29 protein-coding genes and 1 other RNA gene are annotated in these 21,818 nt (G+C 36.3%); all 30 read right to left on the bottom strand.

Translation table 11 applies throughout. The annotated features are described in order from the left end of the window. Window positions 1-11 precede the first annotated feature (11 nt). On the bottom strand, window positions 12-860 hold the full coding sequence (locus tag FD20_RS09845) for a phage tail domain-containing protein (RefSeq protein WP_235807757.1): 849 nt from the start codon (window positions 858-860) through the stop codon (window positions 12-14). A 6-nt stretch (window positions 861-866) separates the two neighbouring features. Then, window positions 867-6,500: a phage tail tape measure protein gene (locus FD20_RS09840; protein WP_057738162.1), complete on the bottom strand. Its 5,634-nt coding sequence runs from the start codon at window positions 6,498-6,500 to the stop codon at window positions 867-869. 85 nt (window positions 6,501-6,585) lie between these two features. Then, window positions 6,586-6,741 carry a hypothetical protein gene (locus tag FD20_RS13345; protein WP_157060900.1) on the bottom strand — a complete coding sequence of 52 codons (156 nt, stop codon included), beginning with the start codon at window positions 6,739-6,741 and terminating at the stop codon, window positions 6,586-6,588. A gap of 59 nt (window positions 6,742-6,800) precedes the next feature. Continuing rightward, window positions 6,801-7,130, bottom strand: a complete 330-nt coding sequence (locus tag FD20_RS09835; RefSeq protein WP_057738160.1) for a phage tail tube assembly chaperone — start codon at window positions 7,128-7,130, stop codon at window positions 6,801-6,803. Window positions 7,131-7,247: 117 nt separating this feature from the next. Beyond that, a complete protein-coding gene (locus tag FD20_RS09830; RefSeq protein WP_057738158.1) occupies window positions 7,248-7,871 on the bottom strand; it encodes a phage tail protein in 624 nt (207 codons plus the stop codon). A gap of 19 nt (window positions 7,872-7,890) precedes the next feature. After that, complete coding sequence (locus FD20_RS09825) at window positions 7,891-8,259, bottom strand: DUF806 family protein (RefSeq protein ID WP_057738155.1); 369 nt, start codon at window positions 8,257-8,259, stop codon at window positions 7,891-7,893. Next, window positions 8,252-8,680: an HK97-gp10 family putative phage morphogenesis protein gene (locus FD20_RS09820; protein ID WP_057738151.1), complete on the bottom strand. Its 429-nt coding sequence runs from the start codon at window positions 8,678-8,680 to the stop codon at window positions 8,252-8,254. The genes FD20_RS09825 and FD20_RS09820 overlap by 8 nt, the downstream gene beginning before the upstream one ends. Then, complete coding sequence (locus FD20_RS09815) at window positions 8,673-9,053, bottom strand: phage head closure protein (RefSeq protein ID WP_157060899.1); 381 nt, start codon at window positions 9,051-9,053, stop codon at window positions 8,673-8,675. Before FD20_RS09815 ends, FD20_RS09820 begins: the two co-directional genes overlap by 8 nt. Next, window positions 9,016-9,321 carry a head-tail connector protein gene (locus tag FD20_RS09810; RefSeq protein ID WP_057738147.1) on the bottom strand — a complete coding sequence of 102 codons (306 nt, stop codon included), beginning with the start codon at window positions 9,319-9,321 and terminating at the stop codon, window positions 9,016-9,018. The genes FD20_RS09815 and FD20_RS09810 overlap by 38 nt, the downstream gene beginning before the upstream one ends. 134 nt (window positions 9,322-9,455) lie before the next feature. Further along, window positions 9,456-11,537, bottom strand: coding sequence for a phage major capsid protein (locus FD20_RS12990; RefSeq protein ID WP_083489110.1), 2,082 nt, complete (start codon window positions 11,535-11,537; stop codon window positions 9,456-9,458). After that, window positions 11,518-12,705, bottom strand: coding sequence for a phage portal protein (locus FD20_RS09800; RefSeq protein ID WP_057738145.1), 1,188 nt, complete (start codon window positions 12,703-12,705; stop codon window positions 11,518-11,520). The genes FD20_RS12990 and FD20_RS09800 overlap by 20 nt, the downstream gene beginning before the upstream one ends. Then, window positions 12,705-12,896 (bottom strand): hypothetical protein, encoded by a 192-nt coding sequence (locus tag FD20_RS09795; RefSeq protein ID WP_057738143.1) that lies wholly within the window; start codon window positions 12,894-12,896, stop codon window positions 12,705-12,707. The genes FD20_RS09800 and FD20_RS09795 overlap by 1 nt, the downstream gene beginning before the upstream one ends. 54 nt (window positions 12,897-12,950) lie before the next feature. Continuing rightward, window positions 12,951-14,855 (bottom strand): terminase TerL endonuclease subunit, encoded by a 1,905-nt coding sequence (locus FD20_RS09790; RefSeq protein WP_057738141.1) that lies wholly within the window; start codon window positions 14,853-14,855, stop codon window positions 12,951-12,953. Further along, window positions 14,855-15,409 (bottom strand): phage terminase small subunit P27 family, encoded by a 555-nt coding sequence (locus FD20_RS09785; RefSeq protein WP_057738139.1) that lies wholly within the window; start codon window positions 15,407-15,409, stop codon window positions 14,855-14,857. Before FD20_RS09785 ends, FD20_RS09790 begins: the two co-directional genes overlap by 1 nt. A 471-nt stretch (window positions 15,410-15,880) precedes the next feature. After that, on the bottom strand, window positions 15,881-16,027 hold the full coding sequence (locus FD20_RS09775) for a hypothetical protein (RefSeq protein WP_157060898.1): 147 nt from the start codon (window positions 16,025-16,027) through the stop codon (window positions 15,881-15,883). A gap of 62 nt (window positions 16,028-16,089) precedes the next feature. Further along, the gene (locus FD20_RS09770) at window positions 16,090-16,398 is read right to left on the bottom strand and encodes a hypothetical protein (protein WP_057738134.1); all 309 of its coding nucleotides are present in this window, start codon (window positions 16,396-16,398) and stop codon (window positions 16,090-16,092) included. A gap of 241 nt (window positions 16,399-16,639) precedes the next feature. Next, window positions 16,640-16,825, bottom strand: coding sequence for a hypothetical protein (locus tag FD20_RS09760; protein ID WP_057738130.1), 186 nt, complete (start codon window positions 16,823-16,825; stop codon window positions 16,640-16,642). 1 nt (window position 16,826) lies between these two features. Then, complete coding sequence (locus FD20_RS09755) at window positions 16,827-17,141, bottom strand: HNH endonuclease (RefSeq protein ID WP_157060897.1); 315 nt, start codon at window positions 17,139-17,141, stop codon at window positions 16,827-16,829. Between the two features lie 140 nt (window positions 17,142-17,281). Further along, window positions 17,282-18,106: a hypothetical protein gene (locus FD20_RS09750; protein ID WP_057738127.1), complete on the bottom strand. Its 825-nt coding sequence runs from the start codon at window positions 18,104-18,106 to the stop codon at window positions 17,282-17,284. A gap of 19 nt (window positions 18,107-18,125) precedes the next feature. Beyond that, a complete protein-coding gene (locus FD20_RS09745) occupies window positions 18,126-18,380 on the bottom strand; it encodes a hypothetical protein (protein ID WP_057738126.1) in 255 nt (84 codons plus the stop codon). 2 nt (window positions 18,381-18,382) lie between these two features. After that, the gene (locus FD20_RS09740) at window positions 18,383-18,595 is read right to left on the bottom strand and encodes a hypothetical protein (RefSeq protein WP_057738124.1); all 213 of its coding nucleotides are present in this window, start codon (window positions 18,593-18,595) and stop codon (window positions 18,383-18,385) included. Between the two features lie 136 nt (window positions 18,596-18,731). Beyond that, window positions 18,732-19,078, bottom strand: a transfer-messenger RNA (tmRNA) gene (gene ssrA, locus FD20_RS12985). Window positions 19,079-19,112: 34 nt separating this feature from the next. After that, a complete protein-coding gene (locus FD20_RS09735; RefSeq protein WP_057738122.1) occupies window positions 19,113-19,373 on the bottom strand; it encodes a DUF2829 domain-containing protein in 261 nt (86 codons plus the stop codon). A gap of 451 nt (window positions 19,374-19,824) precedes the next feature. Continuing rightward, window positions 19,825-20,352: a hypothetical protein gene (locus tag FD20_RS09725; RefSeq protein ID WP_057738118.1), complete on the bottom strand. Its 528-nt coding sequence runs from the start codon at window positions 20,350-20,352 to the stop codon at window positions 19,825-19,827. Beyond that, window positions 20,315-20,455, bottom strand: a complete 141-nt coding sequence (locus FD20_RS13340) for a hypothetical protein (protein ID WP_157060896.1) — start codon at window positions 20,453-20,455, stop codon at window positions 20,315-20,317. The genes FD20_RS09725 and FD20_RS13340 overlap by 38 nt, the downstream gene beginning before the upstream one ends. After that, window positions 20,443-20,703 carry a hypothetical protein gene (locus FD20_RS09720; RefSeq protein ID WP_057738116.1) on the bottom strand — a complete coding sequence of 87 codons (261 nt, stop codon included), beginning with the start codon at window positions 20,701-20,703 and terminating at the stop codon, window positions 20,443-20,445. Before FD20_RS09720 ends, FD20_RS13340 begins: the two co-directional genes overlap by 13 nt. Before the next feature lie 2 nt (window positions 20,704-20,705). Continuing rightward, complete coding sequence (locus tag FD20_RS09715) at window positions 20,706-21,032, bottom strand: hypothetical protein (protein ID WP_057738114.1); 327 nt, start codon at window positions 21,030-21,032, stop codon at window positions 20,706-20,708. 51 nt (window positions 21,033-21,083) lie between these two features. Beyond that, window positions 21,084-21,230, bottom strand: a complete 147-nt coding sequence (locus FD20_RS13335) for a DUF6877 family protein (RefSeq protein ID WP_157060895.1) — start codon at window positions 21,228-21,230, stop codon at window positions 21,084-21,086. A gap of 2 nt (window positions 21,231-21,232) precedes the next feature. Further along, window positions 21,233-21,424, bottom strand: coding sequence for a helix-turn-helix domain-containing protein (locus FD20_RS09710; RefSeq protein WP_057738112.1), 192 nt, complete (start codon window positions 21,422-21,424; stop codon window positions 21,233-21,235). 92 nt (window positions 21,425-21,516) lie between these two features. Then, the coding region (locus FD20_RS13830) for a hypothetical protein (protein ID WP_235807756.1) at window positions 21,517-21,818 on the bottom strand (302 nt) is incomplete at its 5' end.

The following is a 21,818-nucleotide window of genomic DNA, read 5'->3' as shown; positions in this document are numbered from 1 at the left end:
GCAAAAAACTCCTATCCTATATAAATGAACGGAAAACTAAATGTACTATCAACTGTGGTTGCGCCAGTAGCCACAATATCATTCCAACCTTTTTCTAATACCAGATTGCCATAATCCGTATTGGCACTTGCTGGGGTGCCATTTAAAGTGGTATTGATTCCATCAAGAACAATGATATCACTACCATTTGAACTCTTGTTATACGTCCATGATGTACCATTTGTCTTATTTACCAGTTGCAAACTATTCCCATTAAATTTAACAATGATCTTTAAATCATGCCGCTGATAATATGGGTCAATTGGAATGTCACTTGCATTGTAAATCTTAAATTGCGGCACTGTATGACGATAAACAAGATCTTCACCGTTAGGCAGATTCATACCAATTTGCCATCCCTCTTCATCATATGTGTATAACGAGTCGGACCGCAGCAGACTAAATTTGTAGCCACTAGGATTTTCAAAGGGAATGGAAAACACTGCATCGTTAGCATTTTCTACAACTGGCTCCACCGAAAAATTTCCTGATCTGACAAACTTAACTATTGCAGGCTCTGCATCAGTCTTAATACGCATAAGCTTTTTATTCATAAAGAGCCTAAAAATATCATGCTGAGCTAATTTTAGATCATAATAATCTTTAAAATGTAACCAAAATCTAGCATTTACAACAGTTCTATTAAAATTAGAGTACGTGGATAAACTGCCATCTTGACCGCTTAAGTCTTGATAATTATTTGTAAGATTAGGGCTGGTATCGTCCCCTAGAAATGTTAGTCCTGAAATTATATCGCAGGGGTTTATTTCATCCTCATTTTCTGCCTTTATTCTAATCCATGGTTTTGAAATTATAATCACCTTCTCCTAAAAAGCCTGCATGTCATTAAATGCTTGGTCCAGACCTTGTTGCTTATACTGAGCCTGCTTATCAAATGTACCAATTCCCTTAGTACTTAAAATCTGCAACTTCATTAAGCTTAAAAGATCATCAAACTTAGTATTCATGATTTTTATCTCATTTTTAAGTTCCAATATTTCTTCGTTACTATTAGCGTTAGAGTTGTCAGAGTTTGCCGTGTCAAATTTTGCACCAACGGAATTTAATAACTGAGTAGCCCTGGGCTTTTTGTCTTCACTAAGGGGAACAATTAACTCTGGTTTATTTTTCTCTGCCACTTCTATCATCTGGTTAGTGGTTATCAAACCACCATTTTCCATCCGCTTGTGACCGGTAGGCCCCCAACCTCCCTTAACCGAAATATCAGCAAGCCAATTACTATCATTGAACAAAGCCGTTAATTGAGACCAACCACTCTTAAGTGCTGCTTTAACACCTTTAGGTACCCAAGCATCTAAAGTAGGCTGAATATATTGTAAAAGCCCCACACTTGGATGTCCTGCTTTTGCATTACTATCCCAATTGTTAGCAATGGTAGGATTCCCATTTGATTCTTGTGCAATACGATGTAATACTGCATTCATGCCTGAGCCAGTCAGGTTAGCATGCATCTTAGCAGCTGCCTTTTTTATAGTATCTTTCCACCGTTGCACTCCACTGCCACCAGGATTAGCAGCATCTCCCATATCATCTACAGACTTTTTAAGTTTATTGAAGGCATCTACAACACCCTTAATAACCTTGTCTACCATTCCACCAGATATGCCTCTTTGTACTGAACCCATTCCATCAACTGAGTTAACATTGAATATTTTCTTTGCTAAATTTTCAAGTGTTTTAGCTGGGTCCTTAATTGCATCTACCGCGTCCATAGCTTTATCTGAGACATTATCCCAGATATCTGTAGCACCTGACTTAATCTTCTTTAGGAATCCGCCTAAATCAATATTACCTGAAGCGTAACCTGGTAAAGTCTTGTTAAGCTGTCCTGCAAAGAGTTTAGCTGTATCTCTAGCATTCAAGATATAATCATTAGATGCTAAGTTAACTATTTCAGCGCCTTTAGCACCAACAATATCCAATTTACCTGAGTAAGGACTGTATTTAGCTTCTGGACCTTCTTCACCAACTAGAGCCATACCACCTATAGCTTTACCACCAGTAGCATAAGCCGGTGTACTGTAAGGTGTATAACTGAAACTAGCTTTAGAAGTCTTTGTTTCTTTAACGCCAAACAACTTACTCATTTTGTTGAACCAGCCAGCAATACCACTGAAAATACTTGTCGTGCCTTCTCCTTGTTTCTTAGAGGCTTCCATGCTTCCATTAGCTTGTTTAGTAGCATGTCCTAATACTGCTTTAGACTGACTACCTGCTGCTGAGCTAACATTATCTTTCTGGTTTTTAGCTTTATCAATAGAGTTTTTACGTTGTTTCTCTGAAGCTCCAACAACACCTTTAAATTGATTATTAGCATGAGTAATAGTGTCGTCTCTTTGTTTCTTAGCGTGACCTATCACCTTATCTCGTTGATCTGCTGCTTTAGTAATAGCCATTTTACGTTGTGTTTCAGCCCAACTAGAAGTACCTTTATACTGAGCTTTAGCGGAAGCTACTGCTTTGCTATACTGGTCATTAGCTTTATCAGTAACAGCTTTTTCTTGCTTGTTTATCTCGTTAATAGTGTCTTTGCGTTGAGCTTTAGCATTATTAACTGAGTTGGTTCTTTGTTTCTTAGCAGCATTTGTTACCTTATTATTCTGAGCTTCTGCTGCTTGCTGAGTCTTATTGTATTGCTCTAATGCTGCATTTATAGTATCGTGCTTTTGCTTCTCAGCTTTATCTTTAACAGCTTTCCTTTGAGCCTCGGCCCATTTGCTATTACCTTTGTACTGGTTATAACTTGCTGCTATCGTCTGCGTATACGTATCTTTAGCAGCCTTTACAGTGTCCTTTTGTTGCTTATTAGCTACCTTAACAGCCTTTTCGTACTGGTCATTTGCTGCTTTTATCTTATCGTGTGATAGTTTGTTAGCATACTTAATACTATTGTCATATTCCTGTTGCGAGTTCTTTTTGAGGGTATTAAGCTCTTTACCTGAAACCTTGCCTTTATCATTTTGAAGTTTTGTAAGTATTGATATTTGCTTATTGGAAGCTAACTGTATCTTTCCGGCCAAACTATTGTGTAATCTAGCTTCGTCTGCTGTAACTTTAGTAGAAAACTTGATAGATTGTTCTTGTAATGCTTTTTTCTTAGCATTTTTATCTTTCTCAGAAGACAATTCTTGTTTCTTTTCATCTTCACGAGTTTTCTTACCAGAAGCACCATACAAAGCAACGTCTGCCTGTACTTTCCTATTCCACTTACCACTGTCTTCAGCAATCTTCTTATTATATTTAGTTTCTAATTTCTGTCTAGCATCTGCATAATACTTAGAAATTGCGTTACGGTCTTTGCCTGAAGCTTTGGAAAGAGTAACCATCTGCTTACTCTCATTTTTAGCTTGGACCATACGTTTTTCATACTCAGCTTTAGTAAGCGTACCAGACTTATAAAGGAGCTTAATATCTTTTTCGTCCTGAGCTTGTTTCTTACTGTAATAGTCTTTCTGTTCTTTAAGTAACTTATCGTATGAAGACTTCATGGAAAGTTTAGGAGCTTTAACCTTAACTTTGCCCATAGACTTATTAATAGATTGACTAAATTTCTTAGCTATTGACTGAGCAGTTTTAGAGCTACCTACCTGGTCTCCAATTGCTCCACCCATTGTAGCTCCTGCAGCAGTACCTACTACTGGGACTACACTACCTAGAACAGCCCCTAATCCAGCACCGATTGTTGTACCGGCTGTTTTAGATGCTGCTTTGTACTTATCATTAGCTTTACCTGTAGAAACAGCTTTAGAAATGGTACCAGCGACATCACCTACGGTAAGGGCTGCAGTAATTCCTGTAAAAAGTTTTCCACCAATACTCATTCCCGTTTTTTCTAGTGATCCAGCTTTAGAAACATTTTTACCAGCACTGCCAACTTCACTAGCAACACCTTCAGTTTCAGATACAGCACTTGAAGTTTTTCCACCAACGGAGGCTACGCCTGTGCCTGCACTTGTAGCTTCCTCTTTGGCTACTGCTAAGTCTTGATAAGCTTTAGTTTGAATTCCTACTTGAGTTGTCTCTGCTTCTAATTTGCTTATACCCTTAGTACCAATTAAATCAAAAAAGTCTTCCGTAGCTCTAGCAAACTTCCTAACTTTATTGATTACCCAAATATCAGCTACCACTTTAGCAAATGTTTTAATTGCATCTATATGTTCTGCACTGTATTGACCAACTTTGAGTATTCCACCTGCTACTTTACCAATATCTGTAGCAACCTTTTTGATTGAATCCGTAAATTGCTTATCAGCAAACATCTTAGACATCTTGTTAGCTGCATCTGTCATGTATGGAAGCATTTTAGAACCAAACATAATAGTTAAATCTGACCAAGCTTGTTTAAATCTCTTTTCAGACATTTGAGCTGTCTTACTATTCTTATCAGCCAAGGTTTGTACATACTTGCCTTTGTCCCCAGCTTTTTGCACCTTATCGGTTAACTTACCTAATTCTGAACTATTTTGAGCTAAGATAATACCTGCTTGCTGACCAGTTGTACCAAATAAGGTATTAAATACGGCATTTTTTTGCTCAGTTCCCATATCTTTAGTCTTGGAATTAAGTATACCCATAATAGTGGTTAAGTCTTTCAAGTTACCTTTAGAATCCATTAAGTCACTAGACTTAATGCCTAATTTATCCAGTAATGAAGCACCGCCACCACCATTTTTAACAGCTTGTACTTTTTCACCTAAATCTGAAATAGCATCTTTCTGTGTTTGAATAGCAGAAGTAGCAGATTTTTGTGTCTTAGTACCTGCCTTAACAGCAGCTTGTAATTCAGCAATCTTGCGTTGGTGTTTTGCTATTTGTGAGTTGTACTTATCAATAGAAGCAGAATTGCCTTCTTGTGCTGACTTCTGAGCTTCAATAGCACCGGTTACACTGTTAACAACCTTACGTAACCCAGTACCAGCTTTATCGGCCTCAAGTCCGTGGTTAGATAGCACACCCATTGCTGCACTAGTTTCAGATAACTTAAAGCCTGCACTGTGAGCAGAATCACCAACATACTCCATTCCTTTACCTAAACTCTGGAAGTCTGTGGCTGTCATATCAGCAGCGTATGCTAATTCATTAACTGTTTGTTTAGTGTTTTTAGTCATTTTAGCTGTGTTATCAGTACGCATACCAAACGCATCAACAACCTGTGAACTAACTTTAACAACGTCATTAAAATCATCACCTGAAGCTACACTAGCCTGTAACTCTGAGTTCATAGCTCCTAGAGCTTCTTTAGATGAATAACCACGTTTTACCAATTCTTGGTATTGTTCTGCTATTGCTTGTTGTGACTTACCATACTTTAATGAGTACTGCTCGCCATCTTTTTGCATTTGAGCAACATTTTTGATAGCCTCTGAAGCTTTCTCGCCACCAGTTTCAAGCAAGTTGGTAGTAACCTTATACTCGTTCTGTAAACTAGAAGCCTTCTTAGCTCCACTCAAAGCAGCGACACCAAACCCAGCAATTCCTAAGCTTGCAATTCCAGCAGCTCTTTTGACTCCTTCAAAGCCAGCTTTCATCTTATCTGTAGCTACTGCTGTTGCATCTCTAGCTTTTGCTACAATAGGACTCATACCACCTACAGCAGTATTTAATTTACCTATTTCACTTCTATTGGAAGCGTATTTAGCTGATAACTCATTAACTCTAACTGCTTGCTCTTTATACTTAGTTGAGCTAGTGCCGTATGTGTTTCCTAAGTCTGATAAGCGTTTCTGTTCTGCCTGTAATTGAGCACCCATTTTATTGTGCACATCTTTAAGGCCAGTTAGTTTAGCTTGTTGAGCTTGTACATGTTTACCTTGAGCCTCTAAAGCATCACTATAGCTCTTTGTTACCTTTTCCTGTAACTCAGTAGCGTTCTTAAGCTTTAATACACCCGAAGCTTGTAAATCCATTTGTTCTTTAGCTTTTTCTTGTTGCACTTTGAATTTAGAAAGCTGTGCTGTAGCTGAGTCAATCTGTCTTTGATAATTCAAGTACTGGTTAGCTGTTTTTACTGTGCCTGAATTCAATTCATTTTGCTCACGTTTTAAGCTGGCAATTTCAGTACCTAACTCTTTGTAAGCAGTCTTGTTCTTATCAATACTAGTATCTAAACCATTCTGTTTCTGTTGTAACTCTGAAATTCTGTCTTTTAATTCTAGGAAGTGTTTAGCAGCACCATCTGTAGATATTCCTAACTCTTTTTGACGTTCTTTAAGAGCTGATATCTTACTTTCTTGTCGTGAAATTGTTTCTGTATATCCTTCAAAACGTGCTTTTGCGGCATTGAGATAATCTCCACTTTCCTTATATGCTGCACTCATAGCTTTAGTAGCATTAGTAGAACTCTTAACCAAATTTGTCATAGACTTGATAGACTTTGAAGCTTCTACGAGGTCTAAAGCTATTTTAGTAGCCATTGTTGCTGATATTTTGCGTTCTGCCATTTATTTAAATTCCCTTCTTCGTGTGAAATAAGACAATTAAAAAAGGCAACCACCTTTTTATAGGTGATCACCTTTTTTAATTCCCTTATTTATTAAGTTTTTCTGCTAACTCCATTGGGTCCACCATTTTGTTTTCTTCTGAAGCAGATAGAACCTCTTGCATTTCATAAAAATCTTGTTCTCCATAGTCGGATGGTAGAATGTGTAATTCCGTGAGTGCTTGTTTTTCAGCCAAATTCATGTTATTTATGCTGTTCTGGTACTCTTTAACCCTTTCTCCTGGACTAGTTTTAGATCTGTTTACTTTTTTTTTCTATTAGCATCCTCAATATCTGTTTCAGACAGGCCCATAACCCTTAAAGCAACGTGATTAGTAAGATCAATAGTTGGTTCAAATTCCAGATCTTCTAATTTTTCATATTCTTTGTCATTTAGCTTAAGTACATCTTTAAGATATTCCTCAACAGATTCAGTCATTTCTAATGAGCGCTCAATTTGTTCCTGTGGTGCTACATCTGCAATATCATCCGCCTTAGCCATTTTCAGCTGTACTTTATAGGTCTTTTTCATTACTTTATTTGAAGCTTTAACAACAAATTTCTTGTTGAATTCTTTTAAATAAATCTCCATTTTTATTAATATTTCCTCTCTCCACTGTATCGTCTCATATCCCCGACATTACTCGGTTGCTCGTCTCTGTGAACAGATTAATCGTTTACATTTTTAGGATAGTAAATTGTTGTACTATTAGCCGTTACTAGGTGTTGTGGTGCCCGTAGAAGCTGCCTCGTAGTCTGGGAATAGTTCCTTGAACATTGCATCTTCTGTGAATGTCGTATCACCATCAATGTACGTCTTAACGTTTCGCCCACCGATTGAATCAGCTGAGAGTGAAGTGAAGGTAAGAGCATCTGTGATAGGTGTTGTTGATGTTGGTGTATCACTCTTCAGTGCTAGTGAAGTTAATGTCATATTACCCTTAGGGAAGGCGTAATAAATTTTGTGTTGCTTATCTAATGAACGTGTTACAACTACCAATCCTACAACTGGTTTAACATCTGATTTAATCCAACCTAAGCCATCTTTTTTATAACCTAACAGCTTTTGTTTAATCTCAAAATCAAGGTTATTAACCGTGTAAGCTACTCCTGGTTGTGAAGGTTGTTGATACGAAAATTGCCCCTTATCGTTCCCCGACAGGGTTTGTAAACTACCCTCAAAGTTTGAGATCTTCGCTTCACTCGTACCGAAGTACTTATCGCCAATTTCAAGAACACCTGTGGTTGATAATCCGTTATCACCTGTAATTAAGGCGTTTGTATCTGCATCATTTAAGGTTAGAAAACTGTCTACTAATCCAACTAAAGCCATTTATTATTACCTCCATTTTTTAATTCAAATATTTTGTTAACCGCACATAAAAAGACTCATAAAGTTGAAAAGTATCAGGATCAGTTTGAATACCTGAATTTTCGACCAGAGTCCAATTATCTGATGTATAAAGTTTTAATATTTTACTTTCCAATATTTCTGGGTCATATTCTATGTTATCCGCATAAAATATCTGTACCTGTACTTCTCTGCTTTCAGAGTAGTAGTCCTCATTACCAGCAACTCCTGGGTCAGTTCTGACAGCCTTAACCAAAGCTATGGTGGTATCTGTATTGGATTTTATACTCTTAGGAATATTGCGAGTATAAGATTTCTGAATTTCCACCAAGGTATCGATCAGGTTCTTGGCTTCGTCTAAACTACTCATTATCAACACCCTTTTGTTTCATCAATTTCTGGTATTCTTTATACTCAGCTTTCAGTACATCATCCTTTGAATTTTCTTGGGTGTTCGTAATAAAATTATCGCCTTGAATATACTTAGAACCCGAGTTAAGAATATTTGCATTTCTAGCATGATAAGCGTCAAACCCAACGGCTGCGGTGCCATCCTTAGTACCATCAATATTCTTGTTTTGTTTATAAATATTATCGGCCATATGTCCGTACACCTTGTCGTCGTGCTTACTTCTGTGTTTACGATTAGTAACATCCTCTAAATTTTTCTTATAAGCATCTGCACCTGCATCTGAAAGCTTTGATAACTCCTCTATTGAAAATTCACCATATTTTTTAATATCATCTAACCACATATTAAGAGCATCCGTTAAATCTGGTTCTTCAGCCATTGGATCCACCCACTTTAGTATTCTCTTGGAGCGTCAAGATGTCATATTTTATATAAACGTTCGAATCATCAATAGAGTTATCCTCGATGTCATACACAACTTCATTCATCTTCACAAGCTTAATATCCGTCATATCTTGGTGTTGTATTGCAATCATTATTGTGTCATTCAATGAACTTCCAAGACTGATTAAGTACTTTTGAGTGAGACTCCTTTTAACCTGAGCATAGTGAACATCACGTACAGTAGAAAAAACTGGTTTAGTAACTCCTGTATACTGATTCCTAACATCTTCTATTTTCCCCAGAGAACACTTTTTGATCATCTGATAAGGCTTATATGTTTTCATTCGAGGTTGCGTTTGTGTCCGCACTAGATAACACCCCCATTTGTAAATGAGTTACTATCATTTGATAGCCCAATGAAGTGCCTTCAGAAAGAGTTCTATCGTAAAAGAGCTGAGTAGCTAAGGTCTTAACTGCCCTGTTAAATAAATTGTTATTTTTGTAATCGTCTTGAGTTGCTGTACTTGAAATACTATCTAAAGTAATTAACTGCGCATCTGCAACCAAAGAACTAATTAATGCTTCATTATCGGGTGTCTCATCAAGACCTAGCTCTTTCATCAATTCATTTACCAACTCTTTCGTCCTTTCTCAATAACCGCCGCACTATATAGCACAATTGTTTATTTCCATAGGCGATTAGTTATCTTATTTCATGAACTTGTTCTTAAAACACGTCTATCAGCATTGGATTAAACGGTTACATTTTTTTATTCGCCATCTGTAGGTGTATCAGCAGTTGTATCTTGCTGAATCAATGTAACAAGATCTTTACGTGCTTGTTCAACATCACAACGATAAAATAAGCCTAAGATTGAGTACCAATTTTCATAATTATCTTGGAATTTCCCTTGAATCTGAGACTGCATGAATTTAATAACGGCTTTTTTAAGAGGAGCTACAATCGCATTTACATCTCCGGCCTTAGCATTTGGAAACAGTACATCATCAATGACTACTAAAGATTTTCCTAAAAGAGCATAATTAGAAGCTTTAGTTAAATCTGGCTGGATCAACGAGCGACCTTCGTTATCTTTCATCTGATCCAGCATGTTGAATGCTGCTTGAGAAAGAATAATAGATGCGTTTGCCGAATCAATTGGCTTCAAATTTACATTTAGCGCTGTTTTAATTGCTGACACCAAGTCCTTGGTTTTGACTGGTGTTACATCTTTTACGAGTGCCTTAACAATTAATCCATCATCTGTATTATTCTGCAGATCTCTTAACTCTGATCCCAATTCGCTTTCCCAATTATAGTCTGAATCTTGAATAAGTTCTTGACTGTAAGCAAAGGCCCCTGTATACGTGCCCAAATCCCAATTTATAGGTTTGACATCTGAAGGGGTGCTTTTAGAAGTAGCACTAAACTCTGCATGTTCACTCAAAGTTCCTGTTTGTTCTTGGAACACTGGCAATTTACCTGTCGTAGTCTTAACTGTGATCGTGCGAATCAAATCTGCTAGTCTTGGAAATTGATGAGTTTCCTTCTCAGCCGGCAGAATTGTATCTGGAATTAATGTAGCTCCTGTTTGAAGACCCACACCGCCTGTGACATCACGTTTTACTTCGCCAGCTACCAGCATGTCATGAAAGTCACGCGTCACTTCTTCATTTTTGTTGGATTGTCCTAATTCTCTTGTCATTTCTTTGTTTTCGTCTCCTTCACCTTCGTTGTCATTGTTATTAGCGCCTACTGTGTCAGAGTTTGACTGACCGTCCTCCGGTGCTTCAGTATCATCACCCGATGAACTGTCTCTTTTCTCCGAATCTTCATTTTGGGTTTCATTATCTTTTTTATTTTCTGGTGAAGTTTCATCACTTGAATTATCTTCACGATCTTCTTCATCTGACCCTGAATCATCCGATCCACCATCATCATTTCCAGAATCATCTTCATCGTCACGCTTTTGAGTTTTCACAGCGCTTGGATATGGCTTATCTGTTGTTTCCATTTCATCAGCAGTTACCCACTTATGATCTTTCACCTCTTCCGAACCATCTGTGGGCCAGTAATCAACTTCATATGCTCCATTGTTAACTGCATCAATCTTAGCCATCGCACCTTGCATCCCAGGCATATGATCAGCCTTGAGGATAACAGTTTCGCCAACTTTGAAAGGGTCTGCCATTTTTTTCTCTTTCTTTGTATCTGTACCTGCCATAGACCTTTCTTGAAAATTACTACCAAATGCCGACATAAAATTAGCAACGGCTGTTTTAAATTCTTCATTTTCTTCCATTTCTATTTTTTGCACCCCTTCTTTTTTGATCTTATTCAAACTTCTTTTGACCTCGACTGAACTAGAATTATATGCTGGAATGCTTGTGATAGTGATTTCCGAAATTCTATCTATTTTAGTGATATTATGGATAATTGTTCCATCAATATTCCTAGTCATACTATCGCCGTTCTTGGCAATTTTCATGGAAAACGAGCAGCCTTTTAAATTTCCAGCTTCAATATTTTTATACACATCATTGGCTATCGTCGTATCTGGTAAAGTAGCTGTAAAAAGCAACCCAACATCATCCACAACGGTCTGTAACGTTCCCGAATCTTCTCTTGCAAGAATGTTGTCAGTATTGTGTGCATAAAGTAGTAAACAATGTGAAAAATCGACACCATCTAAGGCGCTTGGCTTAATATATTCAATAAATGGTAAAGAATTACTAGGTACATTAAATTTAAGGGCATATCCCTGAATCTGCATTTTTCCGCTAGACTTATCTCGTTTTACCTCTAATGTGTCTGTTAAAAGAGTTCTTGTGTCAATTTCCTGTGTTTCCACCTTTTGTCTCACCACCTTTAGTATCTGTAACTGTAGTAATATCTTTTGCTTTTAATCCAAAAATACCCTTACTTGCTAATATTTTTTGTGCTAATTCGGCTGGTATAGCTGGCGTTCGCCCTGTCGCAAATGTTGCTAGTTGGCTAATAAACTTATTGTTAGTTAAATCAGTTGCATTTGTGATATCTACCTTGATATCGATGCCTAGCTTTAATTCAAATTCACTCTTCATTGCGTTGATATAAGGTGAAAGACTATTAACATAAAAATCACCAATATCAGCAATGTTACTTTGTTGATCTCCTTTTCTATCATCCAACACTGAATTAGGAATTAAGAAGGCCTTTGCAATTTGTGACTGGCTAAAATCGTAATTATTAAGGAAATTAGCTACATCGCTATCAACTGAAAGTACCTTTAATTCTGCTGACTGGTCTAATACAATTGTTTTACCTGCATTTTCACCACTATTAGCTTCTTGAAAACTATCTCTTACCTTGTCTTTATCCTCTTTTGACACTTGCACATTTGGCAATGTGATTGTAAAACTTGGATTAATTGCATTTACAAGAGTGTTAAGTGCTAAGTGTTTGCTTTGTTCTTGCATTGCAACATCTTTTTGTAATGAGTAAAGAGGCGACATTCCTATCAAATAATTTCCCTCTGATTGCCCGTAAGGACTCATTAAACGAAAATGCAAAACATCACTAGCTGCGTATTTTTTTTGTCCTCTGTCATCATTCCATGTAATCTGATAGGTTAAATTTTGACTATCATCAGATAAAATAATGCTAGTCTGAGATGGTGAAGCATACTCTAACTTAATTGGTATATTGTGATCATCCCTCTCAGTAATTACTACATAAGCATTCCCAGCTAGAAGTAACTGACTCACAACTGCTTGCCAATAACTAAATTTACTAATTAAATTAGAAGGGTGATTAATCATTTTGTCATAAGGTATCGGCGCATTAAAATCCACAGCAGCGATGCTAGACGCAATTTTATATATCACCGCAAAAATGTCCGAGTTTTTTAACGCCTCAGAAGCATTGACATAATTACTCGTGATCAATTTGCCTTTATATACTGATACGGTGCTCCCTTGTTGTGGACTTATCCATCTTTCACGTTTTTTAAATGCTGAGAATGGATCAATAATTGCCACTAATCACCACCACCTTTAATTGTGGGAGACAGCATATAAGCCACCATAATTAGTGCTATCCCAAGAATTGCCCACCCTAAAATCTCAGTAAATAAAAAGCAAGCATACACAATGCTTGCAATGCCAGCCAATACCAAGATAAAGGGAATATTAGCAATCAACTGTACTCCAACTTTTTTTAATTTATTCATATTTTTAACCTCTCAACTATTAATCATCATTATTAGCGTTAAAGTTGTCAGACTTTAAAAACTATAATTTTGAAAATAATCATGTACCTTTTCTTCGCTCCAACCAGCGAATGGCTTATTACTCTCTTTTTCTTTAACCGCATCGACATCTTCAAAGTGGAGTCTCGCAGTTTCAAAAGCATCAATAATTGCATCAGAACAATCAATTTTAGCCGTAGCTTTATCTTTATCAATTTTTACACCATTGTTATCCGAAAATAATAAAGCATTCTTAAGACAAGCTATCAGCATGGGATCATCGAGGTAAGTAATTCTATTCATGTCCATCATTTTTCTGAAATAAGTAGTAGGACTGTTTAAAGTCCGAGTACCTTGTCTAATTGGCATAGTTGCTATTTCAGTTTGTTGATCAATTTTTAAAACGATTGGCTCAGACTGGTAAGCATCATAATTGAAATATTGTACGTCTAATTGATTGTCCTGGATAAACTCCATCATCCATTCATAAGGCATGTTTTCATCAATGTATCCATACGGATTATCAGCTATGGTGGCAAACCCTAAACTCTCAGCTTTCCTATAGTCGATACCGTCCATTCGTTCTTTGATTGTGATATTGTTTTGAGCCCTAGCCAATGGTACCCACGAGTGCTCATAGATATAAAATTTATTAATCCTTTTGTTGTCTGTATATGGAAAAACAAAAACAATAGCAATATCATCTGAAAAATGAGCTAGATCCCAACCAATGTATACTTTTCTGCCTTTAATGCTGATAGGTGGTTCTTTAACTACTGCTTTTTCTATATCATCTAAATCTAGGTAACTGTTTTGCTTAGTTGCCAACCAAAGATTGAGATTTTTATTTTGAAATTCCTGTATCTTACCTTGGCTTGTAAATGTATCTCTTTCTGAAATAAGACTGGTCAGCATACTTTCTTTCCCTGAAAGGCTTAAGACAGGATTGCTCTTTATCCAAGTTTTAGGATTACTCGTTTCATCTGTTGAATCTTGTTCATAAACTACACATAAGTAATCATCTAGCAATCTTTCATAATCCCTCTGCATAGTTTCCTTAAGCATTTTTTCATCTGAATAAAGTATTGAATTACTATCAGGATATGCTGTTGAAGTGTTTAATGTTTGATGATTAGGTGTTTGTACTTGACCAGATGTGATCTTGCCTGAATTAGTCTTAATCACGCCAAGATGTTTATCATCCCCCACTTCATCGACAACACAAAACAGAAAATGGTAACTATCAAATTGGCCGCCTTCTTGGGAAAGTTTAAGCAACTTGTTCTCATTTTTTGAAGAGGCTATCTTATCATCAACAACACGTATTTTCTTATCCTGAAAAATCTGGCCAATCGCTGGAATATTCTTTAGGTAATTAAATGTGGTCCTTAGGTACCTAAACCCCTTGTCCGTTTGGGCAGAAACTGGTGCGATATATCCCATATCTTGATTACTATATTCATCTGCTTCCACAAGAAAACTGTATGAAGTTAAGATGTTAGCTAAGTAGGTTTTCCCATTTGTACGTGCTACAGATAAAATTACCCTGGAATATCGCTTATAATTGTCTTCTTTATTTCTCCATCCTACACACTTACATAAAAATGATTGTTGCCACAACATTAAAGGCAACGGCTTACCCATATTCACATCCGGACATATAGCAGCAAAATTCAAAATGTTTCTACATTTGTCCAGGTCATAGTAATAAGGAAAATCATCAATATTTTCCTCTGCTCTAGCCAAATCATTTAGGTGTCTGAAACAGTCTAGTTTAGTCATTTCTCCGGCTATTTCTTTACCTTCCAACACATAAAAAGAATATTTAGTGGCCGGATCCTTATACTTCTTAAATATTTCATTGTAGGTACCTTTGTCCCGTTGCTCCTTATAAACCTTTTCTACTGTCACACCTTTTTTGGTTAGATCTATCTTGTCCATCAAAACTCACTCTTCCTATTCAATAAATCTCCTAAACTTTCATGCTGTTTGTCAGGTTTTGCTAGTGATAGCAAAGTTGCTCTAGCTTGCGGTGTTAATCCTAAAGTTTCTGACAAACTTTTAATCATTTTGGATGCCTTATCAAGGTTAGATACGGCTGGATTAGCTTTATAACCTATAAAAGGACGGGCTATTATTTTTCCGCTTGAGTCTTGAACTACACCATAAATAGCTGTTTGTGTTCCTTCCGGTTTTCGTTCCCCATCTTTATTAGGCTTACCTACAAAAATATGCTCATAAGCATCACGATATACTTGCAACTGTACACACAATAATTCCAATACTGACTTATCAGTTTCTTTAAGCCATCCCTTACTATTTAATTGATCAACAATCTGAGTCCAAGCATATCTAGCAACCCCATTTAAATGTTTAGGTGGCGTTACTTGCATTGGCTGCATATCCTTGGTGCCCTTAACTAGTTTTTCAGTACGCTCTCTAACATACTTTCTATCATCTTTTGCAAGCGATAATTTCGGCCGTTTTGCCAACATCTACCCCCTCCTTTCTCAATTGTTTATTTATCAGCATTCATAAATTTTTAACATGTACAGTTTTGGCATTGAGTGCAAAAAAAGAAAGGCCTCAAAGCCTTTCTGTAGTTTAATTATTATGGTTTATATTATTTTTACCCCCCTGGGGTGTAAAAAAGTTTTATTTGTTGCTCGGTCCTAAGCGAGCTGGAATGTGTACGCTCTTTTTTATTTTTCAAAAGGGCCCGGGGTATCAACGTTTATAGCGATTTTTTATCAATTATTCTGTTTTTGATTTATCTTCCCACTATTATTAACGCAATTTGTGTTAGAGTTTTTATCAAATATATCTTTAAATTTATAATGTATATGTTCAAACGATTCTTGCACAGATAGTTCTTGGTATTTCTTATAATATTCCAAGTCCTCGTTAGCATGTTCAGGATTCCTTTGTGCGTTGTACATACTTCTGAACCGAACCTTTTCAACCATTTATTTTCCCTTTGTATCACGTAAATGATCTAAGTCTTGTCTTCCATTATCGTTAGCTGTATCTAACAAGTATTCAATTACTTTAACAGATAGGTATGGATAGTATTTAGATAATTTGTAAAGTGCTTTTTGTTTCTCCAGATTCATTGCTTTGTCTCCTTCTATAGTAAATACGAATTCTTGTGGTTCAAATCCTTCTGGCATCATTCTCATTCATCCCCTTCATTCCATTCCTTCATATGCTCAAGCATAGCAAGTGATACGGCATTAACTGATTCATCAATTGGTTTGCCCTCTAAATTCGTCCATCTCTTCGCTAGATAGTAAGCAAGTCTTGATGTATATAGCTCCAGCTCGCCAAGAGTCAAACTCTTATCAAGAAACAACTTAAAATGATCGTCAGCAAGTCTGCTTACTTTTATGACTTCAAGGTCACATTTCTTATTATTTACACTACTAAATGGATTTTTAGCTTGGGCTCTTTCAGATATTGGCTTATGAATACTTTTTATATCCATCTGCTCACTCCCTAATTATTATATTTTGTGTTATACATTTCATCGCTCTCTGGGTCATGCATTTTATTTAACATTGAGAGTGCTGTTGTACGCGTAAGCTCGATATATATTTTTCGATCTGTGGAATATAATATTTTTCCTGGAATCACACGTATAAAAATTATTTGTTTACTATCTATTTGTACAATTTTATTTAATCCTACAGCTATCTTTCGAGACTCTATCTTCACTTGTTCATCCCTTACTTTCTCTTTCTCTTACCAATGACCTTGGCAATTGTTACAATGATTATGCCTGTTACCCACATAGCAGCATACACACTTACATAGATAATGCTTGGCAGAAATACTAACCACCATGAGCAAGTAATCACACCTGTAATCTTTAATGCCAATAACACTACTGTTAGAAAATTCAATAACCTCATTCTATTTAAACCTCTCCTTCAACACTTTGATCCACCACTTACGACCAACATGCTTCAACGCACTATCTGACATATGTGCTTCAATCTTATTCTTGCGTGTGTGATTAATTCTTGATAAGCACCATAGATTGTTTAAATCATATGGATCCTTACATAATCTTCTTGGAACAATGTGATCTACTTGCAACTGATTATCTGGTATAACGTTTCCTGTAATCGCATCAGCGTGCATGTCTCGAACTACTACCGTTTGTCTGGTAACTGTCCACTTTTTATCATGATAGAAACTGTTAGCTTTCTGATCACGTTCAATCAAGTTGTAAGCCCTCTGCAATCCTTTTCTCTGTGTATCAGTTACTCTCTTATAAGGCTTATATTCAGATATGTGCTTTTGACAATACCTACTGTCAATTGGAATTACTTCATTACAACCATTGTGTGAACAAAAATGTACTCTCATCCCTCGATCATTTTCCTTTCCAGTTCCTTTATCCGACCGTATATAACATTGCAAAAAATGTACTTGTCAGTATTTACAGCATCCATAAAAGAATCTAATAACATTTTTGGATTCTTCATATAGACTGTGCCCATTAAATCTTCGATATAGGCGTATTCCTCATTGATCAAGTCTTGCATTTGTTCATCTGTGTAACTTTCACTTTCTAGTAGTTGCGTAAATTCTTTTAGTACATCTTCTTCTGCTATGATTTCTTTCTCCCGTTTAGACAAAACAATGTTGATCATTCTCTCTCGGTGTCTGTTGCATTGCTTTTCTAAGTCATTTAGTTTCAACTGTACTTGTCGATGTGTTTGCTTATAATGATGTCTAGTTTCTAGTTCTCCATATTTAAGCAAATATGCGCACCATTCTGCAGTTTTATGGTTTCTAAAAATCTTTGGTAACAAAGCAATAATTTTCTCTCTGTCTTTGGGCCTTAAAGTGTTATTTGAGTATGTTAATTGAATAATTCCTGTATCATACTTTTTTAGCTCTTCTCGGACTTTCTCTTGTCGCTTTTTGTCTTGTAATTCATTTCGTTTAACATCCTTGCCACTATAAGTAATGAGCCATTTCAAACTATTGTTTTTTTCTTCAATCTGTTTCATGACTTGAGCAGCAGTCATATTTTTAAGCCTATGATTAATCAATCTGTCATAGAGCAAATTAGAGGCTTCATAGCCACTAATATTCAACGCATTCATTATTCTATGTGTTGCTGTAACGTAACTATCGATCTTCATTAATCGTTCTGCGTGTTCTTCGTCTAGTATTATCAATTTACAATCACTCTCATCTTTATTCAGGGATGCCGATTGTCAAAGTAGGTGCATTAATAATTGCTTTAGAGGCTACATACTTAGCATCTTTTTCCATGTCAAGTTTCTTAATGGCATTAATAACCTTTGCTTTTTCGGCTTCTGTCATAGCTACTTGCTTTAACTTCAAATGTTTTTCTTTCATCATTTCTTTTCTCCTTTCTTGATCTACATGTCTGTACTGCCAAGCATCACGACCACATGAAATTAATCCGTACCTTTTATCGTTCTTCATAATCAAAATCTCTTATATTCTTTTGGAATGTTCTTGTTAGTAAGTACTCCTGTTTTAAATAAAATCATTACTATATGAGCCCCAATATTCGCTGAAGTGCGGTTTATTCTCATTATCTTATGCATTGCCTTTATAAAATCATCTTCCGGATGCAAAATATTTTGGCCTTCCTTAACCTTCTTAACGTTTTCAATCATCCGTTCATAGTCAACCATGTTATTCCTCCTTAAACGCAAAAAAACGGCAGCCGTTAAGCTGTCGTTATATGTATAGACGGTCTCGATAACCGTCCTACCGATAACGGAGCTACCCGGTGTTTAAACACTACGCTTTCAGTGATTAGCGATAACACTATGGACTTGGTGGGAATTGAACCCACGTCCAAACTGAACAAGTATTAAATATTCTACGTGTGTATCTTATTACTTCTACTAAGAACAACCAGAGAATAAGCAAAGAACATTAGTTGCTCTCGACCGTGATTTTTTTACATGAGTTACAGGTTTACTCACAAGGGTGTTTTTTGTACCATATCTTTTACACTCTTTAAGATATGGGGTAAATGTTGCTAGTCAGTTATAAACTAGGCAGCAACTAATGCATTTTGTTTGTTTGCAATTAAAATTATCGGAAGATTAAGTCTTGCCATACTACACGCTAATCTAACCAAATTCAACTTGTCGAAACCAAACAAGCCCAAAATTAAGCGGATTTTTCCGCCATCTCCACCACTTAGTTTATAGCCATTGCGGGCAGTATTTCCCAGTCTTGAGCAAGCATATCGGTTTGTGTTGCAAGCCAGCCTACTTGAATAACATCATTTGACGTTTTGATTGCCAACACATCAGAAAATGTGTACTTTTCGTCATGTTTCAGCTGTTTGTTCAATATTTTGCTTGGAATATATTGTATGTATTGATTTTTACCATTCCAACCTTTGCGAGCAACTTTGTATCCTTGCTTTAGAGCCTCAATTGCTTTTCCAAAGTTCATCTTATCATCCTCCTTAAATAGTTTTCATTGTTTACTATGTAACACAGTTGAGCGAGGTTGCCAGTCTCAACTTCATGTTGGTCCGTCCAACACTTTAAATCAAATTCGCACGTGCCACACGCTTTGATCCACCAATCTATGTATTGGCAACTTATGTCACCCTGTCGCAGATCATGCTACGCCACAAAAAAGCACTGCTGAATTAACAACAGTGTTATTGTAAACCCTACTTTTCAGAAACTGGGTCTATTTCGTCAACTTTATAGCAACAAAGTCTATTTTCGTAATTTTTATGTCTTTCTCGGTAACCAGGTAGTCTCATGTTACTTAATGTTTTTCTTCTTATGTTGTTTCTTTTCGCCATTTCTGTAAGTGTTCCCACGTCAATGAATTCATCCCCACGATATAAAGTGAATATTCCTTCCTTAGCCAATAGTCTACACCTCACAACTTATCTATCATTTTTCTTTTGTGGTGCGTTATCCGTAATACTTTTTTTAGCAGCTTCATGAGCAATTTCAGCCCAACTATAACTGAGACCTTTTACGCCTTTATCTTTGTTGCTAAGTATTTTATTGATTTTCTTTGTTGTTTCCACCATTTCACGCTCTTTACCAGCTGCAGTAAGTACTGACCAATCATTTTTCCAATCTGGGCCTAATGCCGTTGAGTACGTTATTATGCTTTTTATTTCATTCGCTTGAAACGGAAAGTATTGTGCGAGAACTTCACATGCTCTATCTGCAGTTTCATCTTGATACGCCGTAACCAATGTGTGGCTTAATGGATTTAACACCACTACAATTTCATGGTATTTGCAAATTTCTGCACCATTGGGACTTGTACTTTCATAGTCCGCGTTGTACAGTACCCAATCAAGCCAACCATAAGCTTTATTTCGATGTACGCCAAAACGTTCTCTCAATCTTTCAAAACCATGATCAGTTATCCTGTACTTTTTGTGATTTAGAACCGTCATTCTTGTTTTCCCCCTCTAGTTGTTTAATCAGTTTTGCTTGTGTTTCTGGATCCTGCCTTTTGAAAAAATCTAAAAAATAATTTAACTCTTTTAATCCATCCATGGTCGCTCACCCTTTGGTCTGCGTTCTTGTTCTGTTTTTACACACATTGTCCTTAACGTAACATCATCGAATATACGTTTACCCCATGTCTCTTTTGGCTTTAATCCCTCTACTGTCACTGAATATCCACGCTGAGAAACGATAATATATGTGCCTTCTTGATAAATGAATGTATCGTATTTTTTTAGTACTTCTCCGTTTTTATCAACAAGCTTTGCAGTTTTTCTATTAGCAAATTTTTTTATCACGATTATTCATCCCCAAACTTTCTTCCACACATTGGGCAAAAATTTATTTTAGCCGTTTCATCCCCAAGTTCGTAATCGTCATCCATAATTTCATTGGTTTTAGTGTTAATTAATAAAGAATCAGCTATACCATCATTAAGTCGTATTTCTTTCCCTAAAACTCCAGACATTTCCATGTGATTTATAAGCTGATCCCTTAAATATGGATGACAATACTCACATTTCAACTGTTCTTCTGTTGGAGTTTCTAAAATGTTCATTAGCAAATCCATCTTCATATCAGACCAATTATCAACAGCTATATCAATAAGTCGTTCTCTAGTTTTCATACGCTAACTTTCACCCTTCAATCCCAACCAATTTTCTAAATATCTAACCTGCTACCAAATATAGGCTTCCTTCGATTGTTCATCGGTGTTGCCTAGAGCATTGCTTTGCAGTCTTCCCAAAATATCAGTCAGTACAACTTCTGGGAATTTATGCTGATTGATAAGCCTATTTAATGCCATTCCTGCACTTTCACTCATTTTTATATCTCCCTGCCTATCAGTTCATCGATACTAACTTTGAAATAATCCGCCAACTTTATTAGCATTTCTCTACCAGGAAAATTAATACCTCGTTCATACGCTCCAATAGTTGCCTTAGCAACATCTAACCTGTTTGCTAGCATTTGCTGTGTTAAGCAATGTTTCTCACGCAATTCTCTTAGGTTAGTCACAGGACTCACTCTCCTCAAAATTGAATATATGCTCAATGTATGTTTCAACTTCCGACCAATTAGCGAATTCTTTTTTGTATGCTTTCTTGTTACTACTTTTTAGTGGTACTATCGTAAACTGCATTTTGACTATGTCCCCTTTTTTCTTTTTGATTTTCCAAACGAAGCCACAATTTAAGTCTTCTAATTTTATTTTTATTAGTTAGATAAATAGCTGGCTTATAACCTAATTTCCAATATTTGTTTTGCCTATACCACTCTTTCTTGTATTTATTATTCAAGGATAGAAAGTGTATGTTAGAAACTCTTTCTTTCCTTTTTAACGAATCTTTGCTTATGGTAGATTGTAAAATTAATCCGAACGCTGTTCGGACAAAAAAGATCAGCTTCCTTT

Origin of the sequence: Liquorilactobacillus uvarum DSM 19971, from assembly GCF_001434935.1 — a bacterium.
GTDB classification, from domain to species: Bacteria; Bacillota; Bacilli; order Lactobacillales; family Lactobacillaceae; genus Liquorilactobacillus; species Liquorilactobacillus uvarum.
The sequence above is the reverse complement of the archived record's forward strand: the minus strand, read 5'-3'. Positions and strand labels throughout refer to the sequence as shown.

Excerpts from the sequence above, each read along its gene's own strand:
- FD20_RS09790 (WP_057738141.1), bottom strand. The coding sequence starts at position 14,855 with ATGGACAAGATAGATCTAACCAAAAAAGGTGTGACAGTAGAAAAGGTT.
- FD20_RS09840 (WP_057738162.1), bottom strand. The coding sequence starts at position 6,500 with ATGGCAGAACGCAAAATATCAGCAACAATGGCTACTAAAATAGCTTTA.
- FD20_RS09725 (WP_057738118.1), bottom strand. The coding sequence starts at position 20,352 with ATGACGGTTCTAAATCACAAAAAGTACAGGATAACTGATCATGGTTTT.
- FD20_RS09770 (WP_057738134.1), bottom strand. The coding sequence starts at position 16,398 with ATGGATATAAAAAGTATTCATAAGCCAATATCTGAAAGAGCCCAAGCT.
- FD20_RS09760 (WP_057738130.1), bottom strand. The coding sequence starts at position 16,825 with ATGAGGTTATTGAATTTTCTAACAGTAGTGTTATTGGCATTAAAGATT.
- FD20_RS13345 (WP_157060900.1), bottom strand. The coding sequence starts at position 6,741 with ATGAATTTGGCTGAAAAACAAGCACTCACGGAATTACACATTCTACCA.
- FD20_RS09775 (WP_157060898.1), bottom strand. The coding sequence starts at position 16,027 with ATGAATCTGGAGAAACAAAAAGCACTTTACAAATTATCTAAATACTAT.
- FD20_RS09795 (WP_057738143.1), bottom strand. The coding sequence starts at position 12,896 with ATGAATAAATTAAAAAAAGTTGGAGTACAGTTGATTGCTAATATTCCC.
- FD20_RS09830 (WP_057738158.1), bottom strand. The coding sequence starts at position 7,871 with ATGGCTTTAGTTGGATTAGTAGACAGTTTTCTAACCTTAAATGATGCA.
- FD20_RS09735 (WP_057738122.1), bottom strand. The coding sequence starts at position 19,373 with ATGAACTTTGGAAAAGCAATTGAGGCTCTAAAGCAAGGATACAAAGTT.
- FD20_RS09740 (WP_057738124.1), bottom strand. The coding sequence starts at position 18,595 with ATGGTTGACTATGAACGGATGATTGAAAACGTTAAGAAGGTTAAGGAA.
- FD20_RS09820 (WP_057738151.1), bottom strand. The coding sequence starts at position 8,680 with ATGGCTGAAGAACCAGATTTAACGGATGCTCTTAATATGTGGTTAGAT.
- FD20_RS09835 (WP_057738160.1), bottom strand. The coding sequence starts at position 7,130 with ATGGAGATTTATTTAAAAGAATTCAACAAGAAATTTGTTGTTAAAGCT.
- FD20_RS13340 (WP_157060896.1), bottom strand. The coding sequence starts at position 20,455 with ATGGATGGATTAAAAGAGTTAAATTATTTTTTAGATTTTTTCAAAAGG.
- FD20_RS09825 (WP_057738155.1), bottom strand. The coding sequence starts at position 8,259 with ATGAGTAGTTTAGACGAAGCCAAGAACCTGATCGATACCTTGGTGGAA.
- FD20_RS09785 (WP_057738139.1), bottom strand. The coding sequence starts at position 15,409 with ATGTTGGCAAAACGGCCGAAATTATCGCTTGCAAAAGATGATAGAAAG.
- FD20_RS13335 (WP_157060895.1), bottom strand. The coding sequence starts at position 21,230 with ATGAGTGAAAGTGCAGGAATGGCATTAAATAGGCTTATCAATCAGCAT.
- FD20_RS09745 (WP_057738126.1), bottom strand. The coding sequence starts at position 18,380 with ATGAAGAACGATAAAAGGTACGGATTAATTTCATGTGGTCGTGATGCT.
- FD20_RS09715 (WP_057738114.1), bottom strand. The coding sequence starts at position 21,032 with ATGAAAACTAGAGAACGACTTATTGATATAGCTGTTGATAATTGGTCT.